Consider the following 23,702-nt stretch of genomic DNA (forward strand, 5'->3'; position numbering starts at 1 on the left):
GCTGATCTCTAGACGCACAACACCCGTCCTTGTTATGGCGGCTGTACGTGGGAGACCTTCGGGTCTGCCGGTTCTAGAGTCCCGGTCTGCGACCCGCGTATAGCTGCCACCTCCTTTTCGTATCGCAGCGAAATGTGGCGGCTCCGTCGACTCTAGGAGCTTCACCATGATCAAACCAACACCCAACCCGCCCGAATTCGATCCCACCTCGCCTTACGAATCCATCGATTCGAGAAGGCTGAGCGAAGCCGCCGACCGTGCCCTCGACCACTACCTCTGCCCGCCCGACTCCACGCCACCGCCACGTAGAACCCGCAGAATGTACGCCGCTACCGCAGACTTCAAAAACGAGGAGCTGCTGGTCGATGCCTGCGAAACGCTCGCTTCGGCCAGAACCATCGCCAATGACTTCGCCCATCTCATTCCGGCATCGCAGCGCAGGACGCTGCTGGGTATCGCGCAATTGATCATGCTGGGGGAGCTGGCGGTGAATCGGGTGCAGGATAATCTGGAGTTGTCGGGCTGACGCTGGCGTGTTGCACACTCGAGTTACTCGTTGTCAGTTTTGGCCTCTTCGCGAGCAGGCTCGCTCCCACAGTTGATCGCGTTCCAATGTGGGAGCGAGCCAGCTCGCGAAGGCGACCTCACAGCCAACAAATATCTGCCGGCATGAAAAAACCCGCCGCCCCGATGATCGGGACAGCGGGTTTTGTCGTTTCTGCCTCAGATCAAACCGTATCCACCTTCAACGAATGATCATTCAACATCCCGCTGATGATCGTCGCTGTGTCGTGCCCGCTGGCAATCATTCCACCGGCGCCAGGCATGACGCCGTAGTGGCTGGCGAGGTTGACGCCGGCCAGATCGATCGTCTGGTTCGGCGTGGCGCCGGCCATGGCGCTGACGTCGATGCTGGTCATGACCGAGGCGCCGCTGCCGCTGACGGTGAAGTGCAGGTAGTCGTCGAGGGACGACGTAGTGCCGTTTTCGCCTTGCAGCAGTTGCGACAGGTCGAGCTTGTCGGTGCCGGGGGTGAAGTCGGTGATCAGGTCGTGGCCGCTGTTGCCTTTGAGCCACTGGAAGGTGTCCGCCCCTGCCCCGCCGGTCAGAGTGTTGTTGCCCATGCCGCCGATCAGCAAATCATCGCCGCCGCCACCGTTTAGGGTGTCGTTGCCCAGGCCTCCGTTGATCACGTTGTTATTGTTGTCGCCGGTCAGGCTGTCGTTGAAGTTCGAGCCGACGAGGTTTTCGATGCCGGTCAGGGTGTCCGTCCCGGCGCCAAGGGTGTTTTGCGCAACGAGCAGGCCGAGGTTGACGGTGACGGCAGCAGTCGCATGGGCGTAGCTGGCGGTGTCGGTACCGCTGCCACCATCGAGCAGGTCATTGCCCGCGCCGCTGTAGAGCAAGTCGTTGCCCGCGCCGCCGTGCAGCTCGTTGTTGCCTGAGCCTGCGGTCAGTACGTCGTTGCCGTCGCCGGCATTGATGATGTTGTTGCCGGTGCCCGCCACCAGCACGTCATCGCCTGCGGTACCGGTGAGGGTGTGGCCGTCCTGATAGCTGATGCTCACGTTGGCGGTGTCGCTGCCGCCATGATTGTCGTTGGCGGTGTATGTGCCGTGGTAGTCCGGGGTGATGTCTTGGGCACCGGCGTAGTTGAGCTTCATGGTCAACTGGTAGTTTTCCGATCCGTTGACGTTGCCACCTGAGGGATTGGTCAGGTTGGTGATGTGAATCTGGTAGACCGCGTTCGACGTCGCAGTGAGGGTTTGCCCATCCGCCAGCGCGATCCAGCCGCCGCCGTTGATCGAATACTCCATGCTGACGTTACCGGCCGCCAGGTTGTGGTCGAGGTTGAGGGTTTCACCCTGACGCAGGTTAACGGTGATGCGGTCTTCATCGTTGGCATTGCTGTTGGTCACGGCGCCCAGGTAGCCGCTGACCACCAGCACGGCGGTCATGGTTGCCGCGTTCGCCGAGAACGCACTACGGACGTTGGCCAGATTCTGGTTGGCCGCGTTATTGGCGTTGGTGCCCGTGAAATTGATCGCGCCGGTGCCGGTGAAGTCCGCCGCTTTCGACACCCAACCCGTGTTGAAACTGGTTGGCGTGGCGTTGAGGGTATCGCCGTTGGGGTCGGTGTCGTTGGCCAGCAACAGCTCACCCGGCACCACAATGTTGCCCGACAGCACGTTGGTGATGACGTGGTCGTCCATCGCCACCGGAGGCGCGTTGGGGATCACTTTTACGGTCAGCGTCGAGCTGGCCAGATCGCCATCGTTGTCGCTGACGGTGAAGCCGATATTTTCGGTGAGCACCACAGCGGTGGTTTTCTGCGAGGTGTAGGTGTATTCGCCCGTGTCGAGGTTGATCAGCAGCGTGCCGCTGTTGTTGGTGGCGATGCTCAACGTGTTGTTCGCGGTGTTGAAAGTGCCGTGATTGACGCCGCCGCTCGCGATCAGCGATCCCTGGCCACTGAGGGCTTTCGGGTCGTAGGTGTAAGTGGTGCCGTCGATCACGATGGATTTGATGAAACCGCCATCGGCGCCAAACGTGCCGCCCTCGCCCAGCAGCGAACCGGTGACCGGCGCGCCCTGCACGGTGCCCGACAGCACCGAGTTGAGCTGGTTGAGGTCAGTGACCACCACCGCGTTGGTATTGGTGTGGTTGATGCCGTCGTAAGCCAACGGATCGAGGTTGGCGTTGCTCACGCCGCTGCCGAGGCCGATCGCGTAGTTCTTGATGTTGTTGGCATCGAGGAAATTTTTCAGCGCGGCTTCGTCGGCGGCGTTGATGTCGCCCTCGTTAGGTTTGCCGTCGGAGAAGAAGTAGCCGACGTTCTGCGCCCCGGTGAGTTTGCCCGAGGTGTTGAACGCGGTCTGCATCACCGCAACGGCAGCGTCGTAGTTGGTGCCGCCGCCGGCGGTCAGGCCTGCGAGAATCGTCTTCGCTGTCGCGACGTCCACCCACACGGCAGTTCTGTCGGTGGCGTTGCTGCTGAAGGTCACCAGTTGCACTTTGACGTCGCCCAGATCGTCGTACTTGTCGAGCAAGGCACTGATCGCCTGCTTGGCCAGCGCCAGGCGCGACAGGCCCGGCACGCCCGAGGCATCGGCCATGCTGCCGGAGATGTCGAGAACGATCAGCAGGTTGGAATCGATCTCCACTGCTGTCACCGAGCGATCCGAGGCCACGGCTTTTGGCACGTCATCAACGATGTTGACGACGAGGGTGCTGGTGGTGGTGTTGCCCAGCGCATCGGTGGCTTTGTAGGTGAAACTTTCGCTCAGGGTGTTCGGCCCGTCGTTGGCGTTCGGCGAGGTTTTGGGTGCCGAAGTCAGCGTGTAGGTGTAAGTGCCGTCGGCGTTGAGCTGGATCTGCCCGTAAGTGCCGGTGGCGCTGCCAACCAGGGTGTAAGTGAGCGCGCCGCTGCCGCCGGTCACCGCACCGACCAGCGTGCCGCTGGCGGTTTCGCCGGTATTGCCAGGCTCGCTGCCGGTGACCGTGCCGGGTGCCAGATCCTGGCCGTCTTTACTCAAGTCCAGGGCCTTTTCGTAAACGGTCACGTCCTGATCGACCGAGGCGATAAGTTTGCTGTCGGCGACGTTGATGGTGATGGTCGTGGTGCTTTCGTCGCCGTCACTGTCGCGGATGCTGTAGGTGAACGTGTCGGTGGCGCCCGGTGGGCTCACCGAGTTCGGGTTGCTGTGGTAAACCGCGTTGCCCGCCGCATCGAGGGTCAGGTAACCGTAGGCGCCGTTGATGTTGCTGTTGAGCCCGCCGACGGCCGAGGTGGCGGTGTTGCTGCCGGCGCGCACGCCGATCACCGTAACCGCGCCATCGGCACCGTTGACGTCGTTGCCCAATACGCTGACGTTGATCGTGCCACCCTCCGCCACCGAGCCGGTGTCGGGTTTGGCGGTCGGCAGATCATCGACGATGTTGACGTTGATCTGACCGCTGGCGGTACTGCCATCGGTGTCGGTCGCCACCACGTTGAAATTCTCGGTGATGCTGTTGGCACCGTTGGCGTTCGGGTGGGTTTCGTTATCGACCAGGGTGTAGCTGTAGCTGACCACGCCCGTTGTCGCGTTGAACCCGGTGATGGTGAACGTGCTGCCCAGCGGCGAGACGGTTGATTGCGGGAAACCGGCGGCCACGCCATTGGTGACCACGGCGATGCCACCGACGCTGAGGGTTTGCAGACCATCGAGCGCGGTGACGGTGAAGGTGCCGCTCTGGGTCAGCGCCGAGGTGTTGGGGCTGGTGCCGTCGCTGAGGTGCTTCTCGTAGACGGTGAGTTCGCCGCCATTGACGTCGAGGTCGTTGAGCACCACCGGATCGTCATTGTTGTGGACGTTCAGCACCAGGTTGGCGGTGCTGGTATCGCCGTCGGCATCGGTCAGGGTGTAGGTGAACGTCTCGGTGCCGTTGCCGCCACCTTGCAGGTTTTTGAAGTCGGCGTCAGTGGCGTCGAGTGTGTAGGTGTAAGTGCCGTTGGCGTTGAGCACCAGCGTGCCGTACGTCCCGGTGAAAGTGCCGGGGGTAATCGGCCCGGTCGCCACCACGTCTGCGCCTTGCACATCGTTGGTCAGCACGTTGCCGCTCAGGGTCAGTTGGGTTTCCGAGGCCGTGTTGGCATTGCTGTCGTCCATCGCTTTGGGCACGTCATCGACAATGCTGACGACGAGGGTGCTGGTGACGATGTTGCCCAGCGAATCGGTGGCCTGATAGGTGAAGGTTTCGGTCAGGGTGTTGGCGCCGTCATCGGCATTCGGTGTGGTGGTCGCTGGCGATGTCAGGGTGTAGGTGTACGTGCCGTTGGGGTTGAGGACGATCTGCCCGTAGTTGCCGGTGGCACTGCCGACCAGCGCATAACTGATCGCGCCGACGGCACCGTTGACCGAGCCGACCAAAGTGCCGGACGCGGTTTCGCCGGTGCTGGTCGGGTCGCTGCCGGTGACCGTGCCGGGCGCTAGATCCGCGCCGTCCTTGGTCAGATCAAGCGCTTTCTCGTAGACGGTGACGTCGGTGTCGCTAACTGCATACAGTTTGCTGTTGGAGACATCGATGGTGATGGTGGTGGTACTTTCATCGCCATCGGCATCACGCACGGTATAGGTGAACACATCCACCGCACCGGGGCCATTCACCGTGTTGGGATTGCTGTGGTAAACCGCGTTGCCGTTGGCATCGAGGGTCAGGTAGCCGTAGGTACCGTTGATCTGCGAGTTCAAGCCACCGATGGCCGAAGTCGAGGTATCGGCACCGACGCGTACGCCGACCACCGCGCCCGTCACGGCCGGGCCATCGGCACCGCCGATGTCGTTAAGCAGCACGTTGCCGCTGACGGTGCCGCCCTCCGCCACTGACGCTGCATCGGAATAAGCGCTTGGCAGGTCATCGACGATATTGACGTTGATCTGCCCGCTGGCGGTGCTGCCATCGGTATCCGTGGCGACGACGTTGAAGTTCTCGGTGATGCTGTTCGCGCCATTGGCGTTCGGGTGGGTTTCGTTATCCACCAGGGTGTAGCTATAGCTGACCACGCCGGTCGCTGCGTTGAAACCGGTGATGGTCAGCGTGCTGCCCAGCGGGGTGGTGACCGATTGCGGAAAGCCTGCGGCCACGCCGTTGGTGACGACGGCGATGCCGCCAACACTGAGGGTTTGCAGACCGTCGAGGGCCGTCACGGTGAACGTGCCGCTCTGGGTCAGCGCCGGGGTGTTGGGGCTGGTGCCGTCACTGAGATTCTGCTCGTAAACAGTGAGTTCGCCACCGTTCACATCCAGGCCGTTGATGATCACCGGATCGTCGTTGTTATGGATCTGCAACACGAGGTTCGCGGTGCTGGTGTCGCCGTCGGCATCGGTGATGGTGTAGGCGAAGGTTTCGGTGCCATTGCCGCCGCCGGTCAGGGCTTTGAAATCGGCATCGCTGGTGTTCAACGTGTAGGTGTAAGTGCCGTTGGCGTTGAGCACCAGCGTGCCGTAAGTACCGGTGAACGTACCGGCGGTGATCGGGCCGGTGGCCACGCGGTCGGCGCCTTGCACGTCGTTGGTCAGGACGTTGCCGGTCAGCGTGAGTTGCGCTTCCGAGGCGGTGATTGCGTTGCTGTCGTCCACGGCGTTCGGCAGGTCGTCGACGATGTTCACATCGAGGGTCGCGTTGGCGGTGGTGCCGTTGTCATCGACCACGGTGACGGCGAACTGCTCAGGCAAATTGTTCGCGCCATTGGCGTTCGGATGGGTTTCGTTATCCACCAGGGTGTAGCTGTAACTGACCACGCCCGTCGTGGCGTTGAAACCGGTGATGGTCAGCGTGCTGCCCAGCGGCGTGGTGACCGATTGCGGGAACCCGGCGGCGACGCCATTGGTGACAACGGCAATGCCACCGATAGTCAGCGTGGTGACGCCGTCCAGTGCGGTGATGGTGAAGGTGCCGTTTTGCGTTAGCGCGGATGAGTCAGGCGCGCTGCCGTCACTGAGATTCTGCTCGTAAACAGTGAGCTCGCCACCGTTCACATCCAGACCGTTGATGATCACCGGATCGTCGTTGTTGTGGATCTGCAGAACGAGGTTCGCGGAGCTGGTGTCGCCGTCGGCATCGGTCAGGGTGTAGGCAAAGGTTTCCGTGCCGTTACCGCCACCGGTCAGGGCTTTGAAATCGGCATCGCTGGTGTTCAGCGTGTAGGTGTAAGTGCCATTGGCGTTGAGCACGAGCGTGCCGTAAGTACCGGTAAAAGTACCAGCGGTGACCGGGCCGGTGGCCACGCGGTCGGCGCCCTGCACGTCGTTGGTCAGGACGTTGCCGGTCAGCGTGAGTTGAGCTTCCGAGGCGGTGGTTGCGTTGCTATCGTCAATGGCGCTTGGCAGGTCATCGACGATGTTCACATCGAGGGTTGCGTTGGCGATGGTGCCGTTGTCATCGACCACCGTGACGGCGAACTGCTCAGGCAAATTGTTCGCGCCATTGGCGTTCGGATGGGTTTCGTTATCCACCAGGGTGTAGCTGTAACTGACCACGCCCGTCGTGGCGTTGAAACCGGTGATGGTCAGCGTGCTGCCCAGCGGCGTGGTGACCGATTGCGGGAACCCGGCGGCGACGCCATTGGTGACAACGGCAATGCCACCGATAGTCAGCGTGGTGACGCCGTCCAGTGCGGTGATGGTGAAGGTGCCGTTTTGCGTTAGCGCGGATGAGTCAGGCGCGCTGCCGTCACTCAGATTCTGCTCGTAAACAGTGAGCTCGCCACCGTTTACGTCGAGGCCGTTGATGATCACCGGATCGTCGTTGTTTTGGATCTGCAACACGAGGTTCGCAGTGCTGGTATCGCCGTCAGCATCGGTGATGGTGTAGGCGAAGGTTTCCGTGCCGTTGCCGCCGCCGGTCAGGGCTTTGAAATCGGCATCACTGGTGTTCAGCGTGTAGGTGTAAGTGCCGTTGGCGTTGAGCACCAACGTGCCGTAGGTACCGGTGAACGTGCCAGCGGTGATCGGGCCGGTGGCCACGCGGTCGGCGCCTTGCACGTCGTTGGTCAGGACGTTGCCGGTCAGCGTCAGCAAAGTTTCTGAAGCGGTCGATGTGTTGCTGTCGTTCACGGCGCTTGGCAGGTCATCGACGATGTTCACATCGAGGGTCGCGTTGGCGGTGGTGCCGTTGTCATCGACCACGGTGACGGCGAACTGCTCAGGCAAATTGTTGGCGCCGTTGGCGGTTGCGTGAGCTTCGTTGTCGACCAGGGTGTAGCTGTAACTGACCACGCCGGTCGTTGCGTTGAAACCGGTGATGGTCAGCGTGCTGCCCAGCGGCGTGGTAACAGATTGTGGAAAACCGACGGCGACGCCATTGGTGACCACGGCAATGCCACCGATCGTCAGCGTGGTGACGCCGTCCAGTGCGGTGATGGTGAAGGTGCCGTTTTGCGTTAGCGCCGCGGAGTCAGGCGCGCTGCCGTCGCTGAGGTTTTTTTCGAAGACGGTGAGTTCGCCACCCTCTACGTTCAAGCCGTTGATGATCACCGGATCGTCGTTGTTTTGGATCTGCAGAACGAGGTTCGCGGTGCTGGTATCGCCGTCGGCATCGGTGATGGTGTAGGCGAAGGTCTCCGTGCCATTGCCGCCGCCGGTCAGAGCTTTGAAATCGGCATCGCTGGTGTTCAGCGTGTAGGTGTAAGTGCCGCTGGCGTTGAGCACCAGCGTGCCGTAGGTACCGGTGAACGTACCGGCGGTGATCGGGCCGGTGGCGACTCGGTCGGCGCCCTGCACATCGTTGGTCAGGACGTTGCCGGTCAGCGTGAGTTGAGCTTCCGAGGCGGTGGTTGCGTTGCTGTCGTTAACGGCGTTTGGCAGGTCATCGACGATGTTCACGTCGAGGGTGCCGTTGGCAGTGGTGCCATTGTCATCGACCACGGTGACGGCGAACTGCTCAGGCAAATTGTTCGCACCGTTGGCGGTTGCGTGCGCTTCGTTGTCGACCAGGGTGTAGCTGTAACTGACCACGCCGGTCGTCGCGTTGAACCCGGTGATGGTCAGCGTGCTGCCCAGAGGGGTGGTAACCGATTGCGGAAAGCCTGCAGCCACGCCATTGGTGACCACGGCAATGCCACCGATCGTCAGCGTGGTGACGCCGTCCAGTGCGGTGATGGTGAAGGTGCCGTTTTGCGTTAGCGCCGCGGAGTCAGGCGCGCTGCCGTCGCTGAGGTTTTTTTCGAAGACGGTGAGTTCGCCACCCTCTACGTTCAAGCCATTGATGATCACCGGATCGTCGTTGTTTTGGATCTGCAGAACGAGGTTCGCGGTGCTGGTATCGCCGTCGGCATCGGTGATGGTGTAGGCGAAGGTTTCCGTGCCGTTGCCGCCGCCGGTCAGAGCTTTGAAATCGGCATCGCTGGTGTTCAGCGTGTAGGTGTAAGTGCCGTTGGCGTTGAGCACCAGCGTGCCGTAGGTACCGGTAAAAGTACCAGCGGTGATCGGGCCGGTGGCGACGCGGTCGGCGCCCTGCACGTCGTTGGTCAGGACGTTGCCGGTCAGCGTCAACGAGGTTTCTGAAGCGATGCCATTGCCGTCATCGACCGCGACCGGCACGTCGTCGGTGATGTTGACGTCGAGCGTTCCCGTGGCGGTGTCGCCATTGCTGTCGCTGGCAATCACGGTGAACTGTTCACTGAGATTGTTGGCGCCGTCGCCGGCCGCATGGGTTTCGTTGCCGTTGAGCGTATAGCTATAGGTGACCACGCCAGTCGCCGGGTTGTAACCGGTGATGGTCAGCGTATTGCCCAGTTGCGTGGTGATCGACTGCGGGAAGCCGACGGCCACGCCACCGTTGATCAGGTTGATGCCGCCGATGCTCAGACTGGTCAGACCGTCCGGTGCCGATACGGTGAAGCTGCCGCTTTGCGTCAGAGCCCCGCTATTGGCGGCAGAGCCGTCGGGCAGATTGGCTTCGTTTACGTTCAGTTCGCCACCGTCTGCCGCAAGCCCGCCGAGCGTGACCGGATTGTTCACCGGTGGCGGCGGAACAACAGGCACGACGATATCGCCGCCGTCGTCACCATTGTCGATGACTGCTTCGCGGCGTTCTTCGGGAAACTCGGGAATACCGTTAAACCCGGCAGTGGGGAAACCGATAACCGGATCGACCCGCCCGCCGACTTCCTCCAGCAACACAAAGCTGTGGCCGCCGCCCACCTCGCCCGGCGCACCCGTTGGGGCATTCGGGCCTGCAGCGGTGGCTTCAGCGGTTTTACTCGGGTCTTCACCGGCGGCGATGGCTTTCTGGATCTGTTCGACATCGGTCAGTTGTGCGTCGCTCGGGGTCAGCGCTTCAGCGACGTTCACCTGTGCTGCCTGGCCGGCCAGCAATTGGTCGGTCATGGTCACGTTGCTACCGCGGCCCAAGGTCAGTTCCTGGCCATTTTGCAGATGAACGGCAACCGCGCCCTCGGCCCCGGTGATCAGTTGATCGCCTGCAAACAGCCGATCCCCCTCAACCAGAACACGACGAGCACCGTCGGTGCCTTGAGCGAAAACCTGGCCAATAACCTTGGTGACTGTGCCGATGAGCGTTGCCATGTGAAATCCTCCGCTGCTGACCACCGTCAGCACTGGTTCGCGAAGCAGCCCATGGCTCAATCGGGTTGTCGGGGCGACGCTCGCACCCTCGACAGTTCGTTTCACAGGCCTTACCCGAGCGAGAAATTTGAGTGCTTTCAAGCACCTCCAAACCCTGATCGAGGCAACCAACCTGCTAACGCTACGTAACGGTGGTGAAGCACTCGAGTGACAAAAATCTGTCGCCCATCAACCGTTACGCGTCCCTCCCCTTCAGCAGTACTTCGCCGTATGTCGCAAAGTGAATGGAACTTTCCTCAAGCCTTTTTGCGCTCCCTAAAGCGCACAAAACAAAGGCTTTCGTGGTGAACAATGTGCTGCATTTTACAAACCGCATAAGTTTTTTTCGGAATAAGCCTTATGAAAATTTTTTCTTAGCTACGCTTCAGGATGTTCTTAGCTCTGTTGTTACAAGAGTGAAACGCTTAAACCTCATAATATCGTCAAATATTTGGCGACAGTAACACACCATCAGGACTCAGGGAGATGCACCCATGCGCGTTCTAACCCCCCTCTGCAGCGCGGTTTTGCTGGCCATGGCTTGCACTTCTCAAGCCCAGGCAATGAACCTCACGGAGGCGATTCAAAGCACTATCGCCACCCACCCGGAACTTGCGTCGCGCGTGGACGCGCGCCTTTCGGCTGATGAACAAGTCAAAGTCGCCAAGGGTGGTTTCTATCCATCCGTCGATTTGAACGCGGCTTACGGTCGCGGTTACAGCGACAACACCAACACCCGGGCCTTCGGCAATCACAACACCGAAATCCTCACCTACACCCAGTCCGAGCTGCGCATGCGGCAAATGATCTTCGATGGTTTCAACACGGCCAACGAAGTCGAGCGCACCAAAGGTGTGTCCAACTCGCGCGCCTACTACGCGCAAGGCACCGCGCAAGACCTGGCCCTGCGCACCATCGAGGTCTACCTCGAAGTGCTCAAGCGCCGCGAACTGGTGACGCTGGCGACGAACAACCTGCAGGCGCACTTGCGCGTCAACGATCAGATTGGCCTGCGCACCGAGCGCGGCGTCGGCAGCGCCGCCGACTCCGACCAATCGGTCGCCCGTAAAGCCTTGGCACAGAACAACCTCGACACCGCCGAAGTTGATCTGGCCGATGCCGAAGCCAATTTCTACAGCGTCGTCGGGCGCATGCCCGATGAACTGGAAACCCCGGCCTCGACTCGCGGCGAACTGCCCACCCAACTGCGCGAAGCCCAGCAGAGCATGGTCGACAACAACCCGTACCTGAAATCGGCGCAGGCTGACGTGCAGTCGGCCGAGAGCCAGTACGAAGTCGCCAAGTCGCCGTTCTACCCACGCTTCGATGCTGAAGCCGCCGTTGGTGCGAACAACAACGTGCAGGGTGACGAAGGTCACGACAACGAATGGCGCGTGGGCATTGTGATGAACTACAACCTGTTCCGTGGTGGCAGCGACAAGGCCCGACTGGCCGCGAACGCGCACGACATCAACCAGGCGATGGACATCCGCAACAACGCTCTGCGCCAGCTCAACGAGAACATTCGTCTGGCCTGGAACGCCATGGAAAATGCCAAGAAACAAACTCCGACCGCCCGTGAATACGCTGAAACCACCAAGCGCGTACGCGCCGCGTACCAGGATCAGTTCGGCCTTGGCCAACGCACCCTGCTCGACTTGCTCGACAGTGAAAACGAGCTCTACAACGCCAACCGTCGCTACACCGAAATCCGCTACACCGAGGAGTATTCGATGTATCGCGTGCTGGCCAATATGGGCCTGTTGCTGAGCAAACAACGGGTGGTGCTGCCAGCGGATGCGATTGCTTCTGCCGAAGTCAAAAACGAAGCACGCCTGCCAGAGCTGAAATAACCCTTCTGTAGGAGCTGCCGCAGGCTCGGGCTGCGATCGGACGATCTTTTGATGTTGGTTTTCCAAGATCAAAAGATCGCAGCCTGCGGCAGCTCCTACACAGGGCGATGTGCACACAACCAGGGGCGATCAATATGACTAGCATGGCCGGCGGCGGCAACGCCGGGGTCGATCCGCGGCTGAGCTTCGATGATCCGTTACTCGACGGTCTGTTGATCCTCTGCAAACTCCATGGCGCGACTGTCAGCCGCGCCAGCCTGAGTGCCGGACTGCCCCTGAACAAACAACGCCTGAGCCTGGATCTGCTGCCTCGCGCAGCCGCCCGGGCGGGGTTGCAGGCGCGGCTATTACGCCGCGAGCTGAAAGACATTTCCCCGCTGAATCTGCCGATTCTGCTACTGCTCAAAGACGGTCGCACCGCCGTGCTGCGGCGCTTTGGCGATGACGGCAAGGCGCTGATCCTGCCAAGCGAAGCCGATGGCGGCGAGCAGTGGGTCAGCCGCGAAGAACTCAGCGAACACTACAGCGGCCAGGCCTTGTTCGCGCGGCCACGGCATGAACTCGAAGACCTGCGCTCGCCGCTGGTGCCACGGGTGCATGCGTGGTTTCGCGACACCCTGAAGCTGTCTAAATGGCTTTACAGCGATGCAATTCTTGCCAGTTTCCTGATCAACCTGCTGGGCCTGATGGTGCCGCTGTTTGTCATGCAAACCTACGACCGCGTGGTGCCCAATCAGGCCACGTCAACCCTGTGGGTGTTATCGATCGGCCTGTTGATCGGCACCGGTTTCGAACTGGTGCTGCGAGTGGTGCGCGCGCATCTGCTGGACAGCGCAGGCAAGAAAACCGATGTGATCCTTTCCGCGACGTTATTTGAACGCATCACCGGCATGTCGATGAAGGCACGACCAGCAACCATCGGCGGTTTTGCCCAGAGCATTCACGACTTCCAGGGCCTGCGCGAATTCCTCACCGCGGTGACCCTGACCAGCCTGATCGACCTGCCCTTCGTGGTGCTGATGCTGGTGGTGATCGGCCTGCTCGGCGGCTGGCTGGTGGTGATTCCACTGCTGGCGTTTCCGTTGACGATCATCTTCGCGATGATCATTCAAGTGCGCCTGCGTGACACCGTGCAGAAGAGTTTGAGCCTCGGAGCCGAACGCCAGGCGCTGCTGATCGAGACCCTCGGTGGCCTGGAAACCCTCAAGGCCTGCAGCGCCGAAAGCGAGCGCCAGCACAAATGGGAAAGCACCCACGGCGCCCTCACCCGCCTCGACAGCCATGCGCGCAATCTCTCGGCGCTAGCCACCAACGGCACGTTGTTCATCCAGCAGTTCGCGGGGATGGCGACGATTGTTGCAGGGGTCTACAGCATCATCGCCGGCAATCTGAGCGTCGGCGCACTGGTGGCGACGTACATGCTCGGCAGCCGCGTGCTCGCACCGCTGGGGCAGATTGCCGGGCTGATTACCCGCTATCAGCAAGCGCAACTGACCATGAAAAGCACCGACGCGCTGATGTCGTTACCGCAAGAACGCGACGGCAAACAGCGGCCTCTGGAGCGCACACAACTGCAAGGCGCGCTGGACGTCAATGGCGTGACCTTCCACTACAACGGCCAGAACGCCCCGGCGCTGAGCAACGTCAGTTTCAGCCTCAAACCCGGTGAACGGGTCGGCATCATCGGCCGCAGTGGTTCCGGCAAAAGTACCCTTGCGCGACTGCTGATGGGCTTTTACGAACCCGAAGAAGGCCAATTGCTGCTCGACGGCCTCGACCTGCGCCAACTGGATGTCGCTGACCTGCGCCAGCAGATCGGTTACGTCGCCCATGATTTGCCGCTGCTGGCCGGCAGCCTGCGCGACAACCTGACCCTGGGTGCGCGCTACATCAGCGATTCACGCATGCTTGAAGTCGCCGAGCTGACAGGCGTCACCGAACTTGCCCGCCAACACCCGCAAGGCTTCGACCGGCCGGTGGGCGAACGCGGGCAACTGCTCTCCGGTGGGCAGCGCCAAGCGGTGTTGCTGGCGCGGGCATTGCTGCTCGACCCGCCGATCATGTTGCTCGACGAACCCACCAGCGCCATGGACAACAGCAGCGAAGACCAACTGCGCCAGAAACTGCATGGCTGGGTGCAAGGCAAAACATTGCTGCTGGTCACCCACCGCACCTCGATGCTGAGCCTGGTGGATCGGTTGCTGGTGCTGGATAACGGCCGGGTCGTCGCTGACGGCCCGAAAGAAGCGGTCATCGAAGCACTGCGCAAGGGCCGCGTCGGCTCGGCGGCGGTCTAGGAGTTGCGCCATGTCTGCTTCCTCAGATAGCAAATCACGCGGCTACTTCGACAGTTTCGGCAAAAGCGCCGAGGTCGAGTTCATGCCGGAAACCGCCGGGGCTTCATTGCAGGATTCGCCGCGCTGGTCGCGGATCACCGTGTGGCTCGCGGCGGCACTGTTGATCAGCGCAGTGGTCTGGGCCAAGTTCGCGGTGCTCGAAGAAGTGACCATGGGCGAAGGCAAGGCGATTCCGTCGAGCAAGGTGCAGGTGATCCAGAACCTTGAGGGCGGGATCGTCACCGAGCTTTTCGTCCGTGAGGGGCAAATGGTCAACAAGGGCGACACCCTGCTGCGTCTGGATGACACGCGATTTTTGTCGAACAAGGGTGAAAGCGAGGCTGATCGTTATGCGTTGACCGCCCAGGTTGAACGGCTGTCGGCAGAGGCCGAGGGGCGGCCGTTCAAACTCTCCGCCGAGGTGATCGCCAAGGCCCCGCAAGTCGCTGAAGACGAACGCTCGCTGCACGAACAACGCCTGCGGCGGCTGGCCAGTGAGCAACGCACCCTCAGCGAACAACTGCGGCAGAAGACTCAGGAACTGGCGGAATTTCGCTCCAAGCAGGGCCAGTTCAGTTCAAGCCTCGCCTTGCTGCAACAAGAGATGAACATGTCCGAGCCGCTGGTCAAAACCGGCGCGGTGTCGCCGGTGGAGATCCTGCGACTCAAACGCAATGCCGTGGAAATCCGTGGTTCGCTGAACGCGACCACCCTGGCGATTCCCCGCGCCGAATCGGCGATTGCCGAAATCCGCAGCAAGATCGACGAGTCGGAGCAAACCTTTCGTTCGGAAGCCGCCAAAGAGCTGAATGAGAAACGCACCGACCTGTCGAAAATCACCGCATCGAGCATCGCCATCGACGATCGTGTGACGCGCACCACGGTGACCTCGCCAGTGCGCGGGGTGATCAAGCAGATGAAGGTCAACACCATCGGCGGCGTGGTCCAGCCAGGCAGCGACATGGTGGAAATCGTGCCGCTGGAAGACAACCTGCTGATCGAAGCCAAAGTACGCCCACAAGACGTCGCGTTCCTGCATCCGGGCCAGAAAGCCATGGTCAAGTTCAGTGCTTACGACTACACGATTTACGGTGGCCTGAGCGCCAAGCTTGAGTTGATCGGCGCCGACACGATTACTGACGACAAGGGCAACAGCTTCTACCTGATTCAGGTACGCACCGACAAAAACCACCTTGGCGGGGATGTGAAACCGCTGCTGATCATTCCGGGGATGGTGGCGACAGTGGACATCATCACCGGGGAGAAAAGTGTGCTGGATTACCTGCTTAAACCGGTGCTCAAAGCGCGGACCGAGGCGATGCGCGAAAGATAAGATCAAAAGATCGCAGCCTTCGGCAGCTCCTACAAAAGCTGTGGCGCTCGCAAAATCCCATGTAGGAGCTGCCGCAGGCTGCGATCTTTTGATCTGGATTTTGTGGTGAATGATCTGGCCTCATCGCTGGCAAGCCAGCTCCCACAGTGCCCGTGTCGAACGCAAAACCTGTGAACATCACAAAAACCTGTGGGAGCTGGCTTGCCAGCGATGAGGCCGGCAAAAGCACCGATCATTTTTCAGCATGATTACGCTGAAACGTCTCCTGCCCCATCGCTGCAATCTGCCCCTCGATCAATGCTTCAAACGGTTTGAGCAACGGTTCGAAAGACGCTGGCGCTTCCAGCGTCTGCAATGCCTGCACAATCGCCTCGATGGTCGACAACGCCCCAGGCCCCGGTGCCTTGCGCAACCGATACCGCGACACCCCGCCTTCCGCCAGCGTCACCCGTGGCAACGCCATCAGCAGCGGATTGAGGTGCAGCATCTTGCGCGCCTTGCGCCAGGTGCCGTCGGGCACGACCAGCAACAGCGGTTCATCAGAAGCGCCATAAACCTGCATCGGCTGCGCATCGTCAGCGGGGAACAACAACCGCGCCTGATAGCCCGGCCGGTTCAGCAGTGTCGGCAAATCCTCAAATACCTCACCGACAATCAGCTCGGCATTGGTCAGCCCCAGCGCTGCCAGGCGCGCAGTATTCAACGCATGATTGACCTCGCTCGGGTGCTGCAACAGCAACACCCGGGTGCGGCTGTCGAGGCTCGGGATCAGCGGGCAAAGGCAATGAGTTTGTGGGCGCAGGCAGCGCGGGCATTGGGCTCTGGACATCATTTTTACGCCTGGTTGAGCTGGGCTTTAAGCAAATCGCGGAAAGTCTGGATCAGCGGTTCGCGGCTGCGGCCACGGCGCATAATCATCGAAAACGGCGCCTGGTAGCCGAAAGTCGCTGGCAGCAACACACGCAAATCGCCCTTGTCGGCCCAGGCCTGGGCGTAGTGCTCCGGCAGATAACCGATGTAGGCGCCGGACAGCACCAGAATCAACTGCGCCTCCATACTTTCTACCGTCGCCGCGCTGTGTTTGAAACCGTGGCGGGCCAGCTCTGCTTGGCTCCAGTAGCCACGACCGACCATGCGTTGCTGGGTGATGACTTGCTCGGGAATCCGTCGCTCGTTGAACAACGGGTGACGACTGCTGCAATACAGCCAGTGCTGTTCGCGGTACAGAGGCATGTAAATCAAACCGCTCATGCGCGTGGAGAACGCACCAATGGCCAGGTCGAGGCGGTTGTCCTGCACGCCGAGTTGCAGTTCGTAGGGGCTCATCACCGACAGGTGCAAATGCACGGCCGGGTGTTCCTGACTGTAGGCACCGATGGCTTCGGCGAACGGCAACGCCTTGTCGCTGACGGTGGAGTCGATCACCCCGAGGTTGAGCGTGCCGCGCAATTCGCCCTTGAGCGCGGCGGCATATTGCTCAAATCCTTCGAGCTCGGCGAGCAGACGCAGGGTTTCCTGATGGAACAGTTCCCCTTTGCTGGTGAGGCTGAACCCACCGCGGCCGCGATGGCACAACACCAGACCGAGCGCGGCTTCGAGCTGGCTCATGTAGGTGCTGATCGCCGAGGTCGAGAGGTTGAGTTCCTGCTGGGCGTTGGCGAAACCCTGATGGCGCACGACGCTGACGAAGATGCGTAACAGTTTCAGGTCGGGTAAAGCGTTGGCCATGTCTACTCCGGGCGTAAGAGATGTGTCGCCTGTTGAATTTCCCCTCACCCCAGCCCTCTCCCCAGGGAGAGGGAGCCGACCGCGGCGTCCTCGGGATGTGCATCGACATGAAAAATCGCGTCCAACTCAGGATTTGAAAGCCATGGAGATCAGCCCCCTCTCCTGGGGGAGAGGGTTGGGGTGAGGGCAAAAATCCCCAGCCGAGCCCACCATTCGAATCCGCCAAAGTCTAATCCCACCTCGCCCATTAGTTTAGAAAAATCTGAACTAAGTATTTGCCCGTAGCGATTCTTCCCCCTCACTACATTTCGCAGAATCGGCCCCACAGCGGCGTCCGATCCTTTGCTGAACGGCGCGCCGACATAAATAAAACAAAGACGATGAGGCCCTACCCGTGGACAAGATTCTTCACCAACCACTGGGCGGCAACGAAATGCCGCGCTTCGGCGGCATCGCCACCATGCTCCGACTCCCCCACTTGCCAACCGCTGCCGGCCTGGACGCTGCCTTTGTAGGCGTGCCGCTGGACATCGGTACTTCGCTGCGCCCTGGCACTCGCTTCGGGCCGCGTGACATCCGCGCCGAATCGGTGATGATCCGCCCGTACAACATGGCCACCGGTGCTGCGCCGTTCGATTCGCTGTCGGTCGCCGACATCGGTGACGTCGCGATCAACACCTTCAACCTGCTCGATGCCGTGCGCATCATCGAAGAAGCCTACGACAACATCCTCGAACACAACGTGATTCCGATGACTCTGGGTGGCGACCACACCATCACCCTGCCGATCCTGCGTGCGATTCACAAAAAGCACGGCAAGGTGGGTCTGGTACACATCGACGCTCACGCTGACGTCAACGACCACATGTTCGGCGAGAAAATCGCCCACGGCACGACCTTCCGACGCGCCGTCGAAGAAGGCCTGCTGGATTGTGACCGTGTGGTGCAGATTGGTTTGCGCGCCCAGGGTTACACCGCGGATGACTTCAACTGGAGCCGCAATCAGGGTTTCCGCGTGGTACAGGCCGAAGAGTGCTGGCACAAGTCGCTGGCGCCGCTGATGGCCGAAGTCCGCGAGAAAGTCGGCGGTGGTCCGGTGTACCTGAGCTTCGACATCGACGGCATCGATCCGGCCTGGGCGCCTGGCACGGGCACCCCGGAAATCGGTGGCCTGACGACCATTCAGGCCATTGAGATCATTCGCGGCTGCCAAGGCCTCGACCTGATCGGTTGCGATCTGGTAGAAGTCTCGCCCGCTTACGACACCACCGGCAACACCTCGCTGCTGGCCGCCAACCTGCTGTACGAAATGCTCTGCGTACTGCCTGGCGTGGTTCACCGCTGAGGGTCGGGGCATGAACGATCATGATCAGGTTTTGCATGCGGCGGCCGAGCTGGTTTCAGCCTTCGCACGCAATGATCGCGAAGCCTACTTCGGCGCGTTCAGCGCCGACGCCAGCTTCGTGTTTTACACCCTCGAACAGCCACTGCTGTCGCGCGATGCCTATCAGGCGTTGTGGGACAGCTGGCGCACCGAGGATGGCTTCGAGGTGCTTTCCTGCACCTCGAGCAACGCCTTCGTCAGCCTGCAGGGTGACGTGGCGATTTTCATCCATGACGTGGCCACCGAGCTGCGCATGCAAGGGGAGCAACACTTCAGCCAGGAGCGCGAGACGATTGTTTTCAAGAAACAAACGTCGAGCCTAGAACAACAAGGCCATTGGCTGGCCTGCCACGAACATTTGTCCGCAATGCCGGAAGGGCTGCCACCCCCTTAGCCAATGGTGACGCTCACGCACGATGAGCGCGCCTGATGATCGGAGCAGATCATGAATAACAACAACAATGAAAAACGCCTTAGCAGCATCGAAACAAACGGGGTCGAACAGATCCCGGATCATGAGCGTGACGCCCGGCCCAGCGACCTGTTTCGCTTGATCTTCGGCGGCGCCAATACCTTTGCCACGGCAGTGCTCGGCAGTTTCCCGGTGCTGTTCGGCCTGTCTTTTCAGGCTGGCGTCTGGGCGATTGTGCTGGGTGTGGTGGTCGGTGCACTGATCCTCGCGCCGATGGGCCTGTTCGGCCCGCTCAACGGCACCAATAACGCCGTGTCTTCCGGTGCGCACTTCGGCGTGCATGGGCGGATCGTTGGTTCCTTCCTGTCGTTGTTGACCGCTATCGCGTTCTTCTCGCTCTCGGTGTGGAGTTCAGGCGATGCATTGGTTGGCGGCGCCAAACGCCTGCTCGACCTGCCGGAAACCGACCTCACGCTCGGCCTGGCCTACGGGCTGTTCGCGCTGCTGGTGCTGACGGTTTGCATCTACGGCTTTCGCTTCATGTTGTGGGTCAACCGCATTGCGGTGTGGGCCGCGAGCCTGTTGTTCCTGCTCGGCATCTTCGCCTTTGCCCCCGCCTTCGACAGCCAGTACGCCGGCAGTGTGGCCATGGGTCAGGCCGGGTTCTGGGCGGCGTTCATCGGCGCGGCACTGGTGGCCATGAGCAACCCGATTTCCTTCGGTGCATTCCTCGGCGACTGGTCTCGCTACATTCCTCGCGAAACGCCGAAGGGCCGCATCATGCTGGCGGTGGTCGCCGCGCAACTGGCGACGCTCATCCCGTTCCTGTTCGGCCTGGCCACCGCAACCATCGTGGCAATCAAGGCGCCGGACTACATCGCGGCAAACAACTATGTCGGCGGTCTGCTGGCGGTGTCGCCGAGCTGGTTCTTCCTACCGGTGTGCCTGATTGCGGTGATCGGCGGCATGTCCACCGGCACCACGTCGCTGTATGGCACCGGTCTGGACATGTCGAGCGTATTCCCGCGGGTGCTCTCGCGGGTCAAGGCGACGTTACTGATCGGCGTGCTGTCGATTGCGTTCATCTTCATCGGACGCTTTGCGGCGAACCTGGTGCAGAGCGTGTCGACCTTCGCCGTGCTGATCATCACCTGCACCACGCCATGGATGGTGATCATGATCATAGGCCTGGTGGTGCGTCGTGGCTTCTACTGCCCGGATGACCTGCAAGTGTTCACACGCGGCGAGCAAGGCGGACGCTACTGGTTCTCCCACGGCTGGAACTGGCGGGGCCTGGGCGCGTGGATTCCGAGCGCGGCCGTTGGTCTGTTCTTCGTCAATTTGCCGGGGCAGTTCGTCGGCCCACTGGGTGAGTTGGCGGGCGGCATCGACATCAGTTTGCCGGTGACCCTGGGGCTGGCCTCGGTGGTGTATCTGACGCTGCTGCGCCTGTTTCCGGAGCCGGCGGCGGTTTACGGCCCGAAGGATGAACGCAGCCAATTCATGCCCCCCTCAGCGAAGCCCGAACTGGCCTGACACTTTTCCTCTGTGGGAGCGAGCCTGCTCGCGAAGACTTCGGCACATCCAGCATGGATGTCACTGACAGATCGCCTTCGCGAGCAGGCTCGCTCCCACAAAGGGCAGCTCCACCGAACCAATTTTGTTTCACCATAAAAAAGACAATCGGAGACACGCCATCATGGCTTTGGATTTATTCGTCGTCCTCATCTACGCCGCCGGCATGCTTTTGCTCGGCTATTTCGGTATGCGCAAGGCCAAGACCAACGAGGACTTTCTCGTTGCCGGTCGCAACCTCGGCCCGAGCCTGTACATGGGCACCATGGCCGCGACGGTGCTGGGTGGTGCGTCCACCGTCGGCACCGTGCGCCTGGGTTACGTGCATGGCATTTCCGGTTTCTGGCTGTGCGCGGCACTGGGTTGCGGCATCATTGCGCTGAACCTGTTCCTGGCCAAGCCGCTGCTGAAACTGAAGATCTACACCGTTACCCAAGTCCTGGAAAAACGTTACAACCCGATGGCCCGCTCGGCGAGCGCGGTGATCATGCTGGCCTATGCACTGATGATCGGCGTGACCTCGATCCTGGCGATCGGCACCGTGCTGCAAGTGCTGTTCGACCTGCCCTTCTGGGTCTCGGTGTTGCTCGGCGGTGGTGTAGTGGTGGTCTACTCGGCGATCGGCGGGATGTGGTCGCTGACCCTGACCGACATCGTCCAGTTCATCATCAAGACCGTGGGCCTGATGTTCATCCTGTTGCCGATCTGCCTGTACCGCGTCGGCGGTTGGGATGAGCTGGTGCTGAAACTGCCGGCCACCGCGTTCAACTTCACCAGCATCGGCTGGGACACGATCATCACCTACTTCATGATCTACTTCTTCGGCATCCTGATCGGTCAGGACATCTGGCAACGGGTGTTCACCGTCAAGACTGCCAAAGTCGCCCAGTACGCCGGCAGCATCGCGGGCGTCTACTGCGTCCTCTACGGTCTGGCCTGCGCCCTGATCGGCATGGCCGCTCACGTGCTGATCCCGGATCTGGACAACGTCAACAACGCGTTCGCCGCGATCGTCAAACTGTCGCTGCCGGACGGCATCCGAGGCCTTGTGATCGCTGCCGCACTGGCCGCCATGATGTCCACCGCCAGCGCCGGCCTCCTCGCCGCCGCCACCACGCTGACCGAAGACCTGCTGCCGAAACTGCGTGGCGGCAAGCCATCGAGCCTGCGCATCAACCGCCTGTTCACCCTGCTGACCGGTGTTGTCGTACTGGGCATCGCGCTGGTGGTAAACGACGTGATCAGCGCCCTGACCCTGGCCTACAACCTGTTGGTGGGCGGCATGCTGGTTCCGCTGATCGGTGCGATCTTCTGGAAACGCGCGACCACCTCCGGCGCCATCGCCAGCATGGGCCTGGGCTTTGCCACCGCGCTGTTGTTCATGTTCAAGGACGGTCTGGACGCCAACACCCCGATCTACTACAGCCTGGCTGTGGGTCTGGTGAGTTTTGTGGTGGTTAGCCTGCTGTCGCCGCGCCCTGCGACGGTGGCCAGCGCGATCTAAGTTTGATGTGACAACTGATGCTTTCTTCGACGGGTGTGGCGTCGGTTGCCACACCCGTTTTTTTCGCCTGGAGGAAAGTGCGAAGACCGCAAATGACTTGAGCCGTTTTTTGCTGATGATCGGGCGGCATTGAAAACAAAAAATCGCAGCCTTCGGCAGCTCCTACACCGTTCTCTGTAGGAGCTGCCGAAGGCTGCGATCTCTTGATCTTGAGTCTATTGACCCTTCACATCAGGGACATTACCGCCGACGAGGTTGGCGCCGACGCTGTTCGTCGTCAGTGCGGATCGGTACCGGTTGCAGAGGCGGTTCGATCAAGCCGAGGGCAACACCCAAATCATGCAGCCAGTTCTGAATTTTCTCTTTCATCGTCATGCCCCCCTTCAGGGTAGTGCCGAGCGACCGGAATTCTGAGGCCGCTTCGCACTGATAATAGTCCGAAGTCCTACGCAATGCTCGGCCAAATCCGCAATGATCTGTTACTGAATTGAACAGAGTGCGCCGCCATTGGTTCAAGCCGTTTCCAGGGATTCAACCAAAGGTGCGGGATAGACAGCTTGCTGCACCTCAATCCACGCATTGAGATTGGCGCCGACCATGCCCCGACGCCACATGAGCCATGTTGTCGCACCCGCGAACGGCTCGGCCAACGGATGCACTGCGACGCTCTCGCGCCCCGGCAGGCTGGCCAGCATCGACTCCGACATCAGCGCCACCCCGCTGCCGGCAATCACGCAGGCGAGCATGCCTTGATAGGACTCGATCTCCATCGCCCGGCCCATTGCCGCGTGGGCATGAGCGAACCATGCCTCCAGTCGCATTCGATAGGAACAGCCGCGACGAAAGGTGAACACCGAGCGCCCTTCGACATCACTGGCGCTGTGCACGGGCGGATGATCGATCTCGGTGATCAGCACCAGCCTTTCCTCGCACAGCGCCACGCCGTCGAGCCCGGCCAGTTGCAGCGGCCCGTCTACCAACGCCGCGTCGAGGCGCCCGGTGAGCAAACCTTCCAGTAACTCACCACTCGGCGCCGACTGCACTTGCAGGTTCACCGCCGGATATTGCTTGTGATAGCGCGCCAGCAATGCCGGCAGATGGATGGCTGCGGTGCTGTACATCGTGCCCAGCACAAAATCCCCCGCCGGTTGCCCGCCCATCACCGCCGCGCTGGCCTGATCGCGCAGGGCGAACAGTTTGCCGGTGTAGTCCAGCAAGACTTTTCCCGCAGGCGATAGCTGCAAACGCTGACGCTCACGGACGAACAATTCGACGCCCATTTGCTCTTCAAGCTGCTTGAGCCGTGTCGACAGGTTCGACGGCACTCGGTGCAGGCGTTCGGCGGCGCGGGTGATCGAACCTTCCTCGGCGACCGCCTGAAAAATCCGCAGTTGGCTGAACTCCACAACCTTTCTCCAGAACAGAACAAGTTACTCACTATTATTCAATTTTAAAGAAAGTCAATCAG

General features: G+C 60.9%; 13 protein-coding genes. 8 read left to right on the forward strand and 5 right to left on the reverse strand.

Annotation, left to right across the window (positions count from 1 at the left end):
• Window positions 1-166: 166 nt before the first annotated feature.
• Window positions 167-526 carry a DUF6124 family protein gene (locus IEQ42_RS01085; protein ID WP_210702286.1) on the forward strand — a complete coding sequence of 120 codons (360 nt, stop codon included), beginning with the start codon at window positions 167-169 and terminating at the stop codon, window positions 524-526.
• A gap of 202 nt (window positions 527-728) precedes the next feature.
• Here the strand turns inward: IEQ42_RS01085 and IEQ42_RS01090 are convergent, their stop codons facing one another.
• Complete coding sequence (locus tag IEQ42_RS01090; protein WP_210702287.1) at window positions 729-10,070, reverse strand: retention module-containing protein; 9,342 nt, start codon at window positions 10,068-10,070, stop codon at window positions 729-731.
• Window positions 10,071-10,603: 533 nt separating this feature from the next.
• Here IEQ42_RS01090 and IEQ42_RS01095 point away from each other — a divergent pair.
• From IEQ42_RS01095 to IEQ42_RS01105, 3 genes are all read left to right on the forward strand, one after another.
• The gene (locus IEQ42_RS01095) at window positions 10,604-11,962 is read left to right on the forward strand and encodes a TolC family outer membrane protein (RefSeq protein WP_047300228.1); all 1,359 of its coding nucleotides are present in this window, start codon (window positions 10,604-10,606) and stop codon (window positions 11,960-11,962) included.
• Window positions 11,963-12,096: 134 nt separating this feature from the next.
• On the forward strand, window positions 12,097-14,259 hold the full coding sequence (locus IEQ42_RS01100) for a type I secretion system permease/ATPase (protein ID WP_210702288.1): 2,163 nt from the start codon (window positions 12,097-12,099) through the stop codon (window positions 14,257-14,259).
• A 10-nt stretch (window positions 14,260-14,269) separates the two neighbouring features.
• Window positions 14,270-15,631, forward strand: coding sequence for an HlyD family type I secretion periplasmic adaptor subunit (locus IEQ42_RS01105; protein ID WP_210702289.1), 1,362 nt, complete (start codon window positions 14,270-14,272; stop codon window positions 15,629-15,631).
• Between the two features lie 232 nt (window positions 15,632-15,863).
• Here the strand turns inward: IEQ42_RS01105 and IEQ42_RS01110 are convergent, their stop codons facing one another.
• Both IEQ42_RS01110 and IEQ42_RS01115 read right to left on the reverse strand, forming a co-directional pair.
• The gene (locus tag IEQ42_RS01110; protein ID WP_210702290.1) at window positions 15,864-16,460 is read right to left on the reverse strand and encodes a tRNA-uridine aminocarboxypropyltransferase; all 597 of its coding nucleotides are present in this window, start codon (window positions 16,458-16,460) and stop codon (window positions 15,864-15,866) included.
• 5 nt (window positions 16,461-16,465) lie between these two features.
• Window positions 16,466-17,359 carry a LysR family transcriptional regulator gene (locus IEQ42_RS01115; RefSeq protein ID WP_007914510.1) on the reverse strand — a complete coding sequence of 298 codons (894 nt, stop codon included), beginning with the start codon at window positions 17,357-17,359 and terminating at the stop codon, window positions 16,466-16,468.
• A 394-nt stretch (window positions 17,360-17,753) separates the two neighbouring features.
• Between IEQ42_RS01115 and speB the strand changes: the two genes are divergently transcribed.
• The 4 genes from speB to IEQ42_RS01135 all read left to right on the forward strand — a co-directional run bounded on the left by speB (window position 17,754) and on the right by IEQ42_RS01135 (window position 22,234).
• Entirely contained in the window at window positions 17,754-18,704 is a 951-nt protein-coding gene (speB, locus tag IEQ42_RS01120; protein WP_047300226.1) for an agmatinase, read from the forward strand.
• Window positions 18,705-18,714: 10 nt separating this feature from the next.
• Window positions 18,715-19,137, forward strand: a complete 423-nt coding sequence (locus IEQ42_RS01125; protein WP_042558144.1) for a YybH family protein — start codon at window positions 18,715-18,717, stop codon at window positions 19,135-19,137.
• A gap of 51 nt (window positions 19,138-19,188) precedes the next feature.
• Complete coding sequence (locus tag IEQ42_RS01130) at window positions 19,189-20,691, forward strand: purine-cytosine permease family protein (protein WP_210702291.1); 1,503 nt, start codon at window positions 19,189-19,191, stop codon at window positions 20,689-20,691.
• Window positions 20,692-20,854: 163 nt separating this feature from the next.
• Window positions 20,855-22,234 carry a sodium:solute symporter family protein gene (locus IEQ42_RS01135; RefSeq protein WP_047300224.1) on the forward strand — a complete coding sequence of 460 codons (1,380 nt, stop codon included), beginning with the start codon at window positions 20,855-20,857 and terminating at the stop codon, window positions 22,232-22,234.
• A gap of 240 nt (window positions 22,235-22,474) precedes the next feature.
• Here IEQ42_RS01135 and IEQ42_RS27465 read toward each other — a convergent pair whose 3' ends face one another.
• Window positions 22,475-22,603 (reverse strand): PA1414 family protein, encoded by a 129-nt coding sequence (locus tag IEQ42_RS27465; RefSeq protein ID WP_003184145.1) that lies wholly within the window; start codon window positions 22,601-22,603, stop codon window positions 22,475-22,477.
• Between the two features lie 143 nt (window positions 22,604-22,746).
• Window positions 22,747-23,640, reverse strand: a complete 894-nt coding sequence (ptrR, locus tag IEQ42_RS01140; protein WP_150594321.1) for a putrescine utilization regulator PtrR — start codon at window positions 23,638-23,640, stop codon at window positions 22,747-22,749.
• Between the last annotated feature and the right edge of the window lie 62 nt (window positions 23,641-23,702).

The sequence above is a fragment of the Pseudomonas iridis genome, assembly GCF_017980685.1.
Classification (GTDB): domain Bacteria; phylum Pseudomonadota; class Gammaproteobacteria; order Pseudomonadales; family Pseudomonadaceae; genus Aquipseudomonas; species Aquipseudomonas iridis.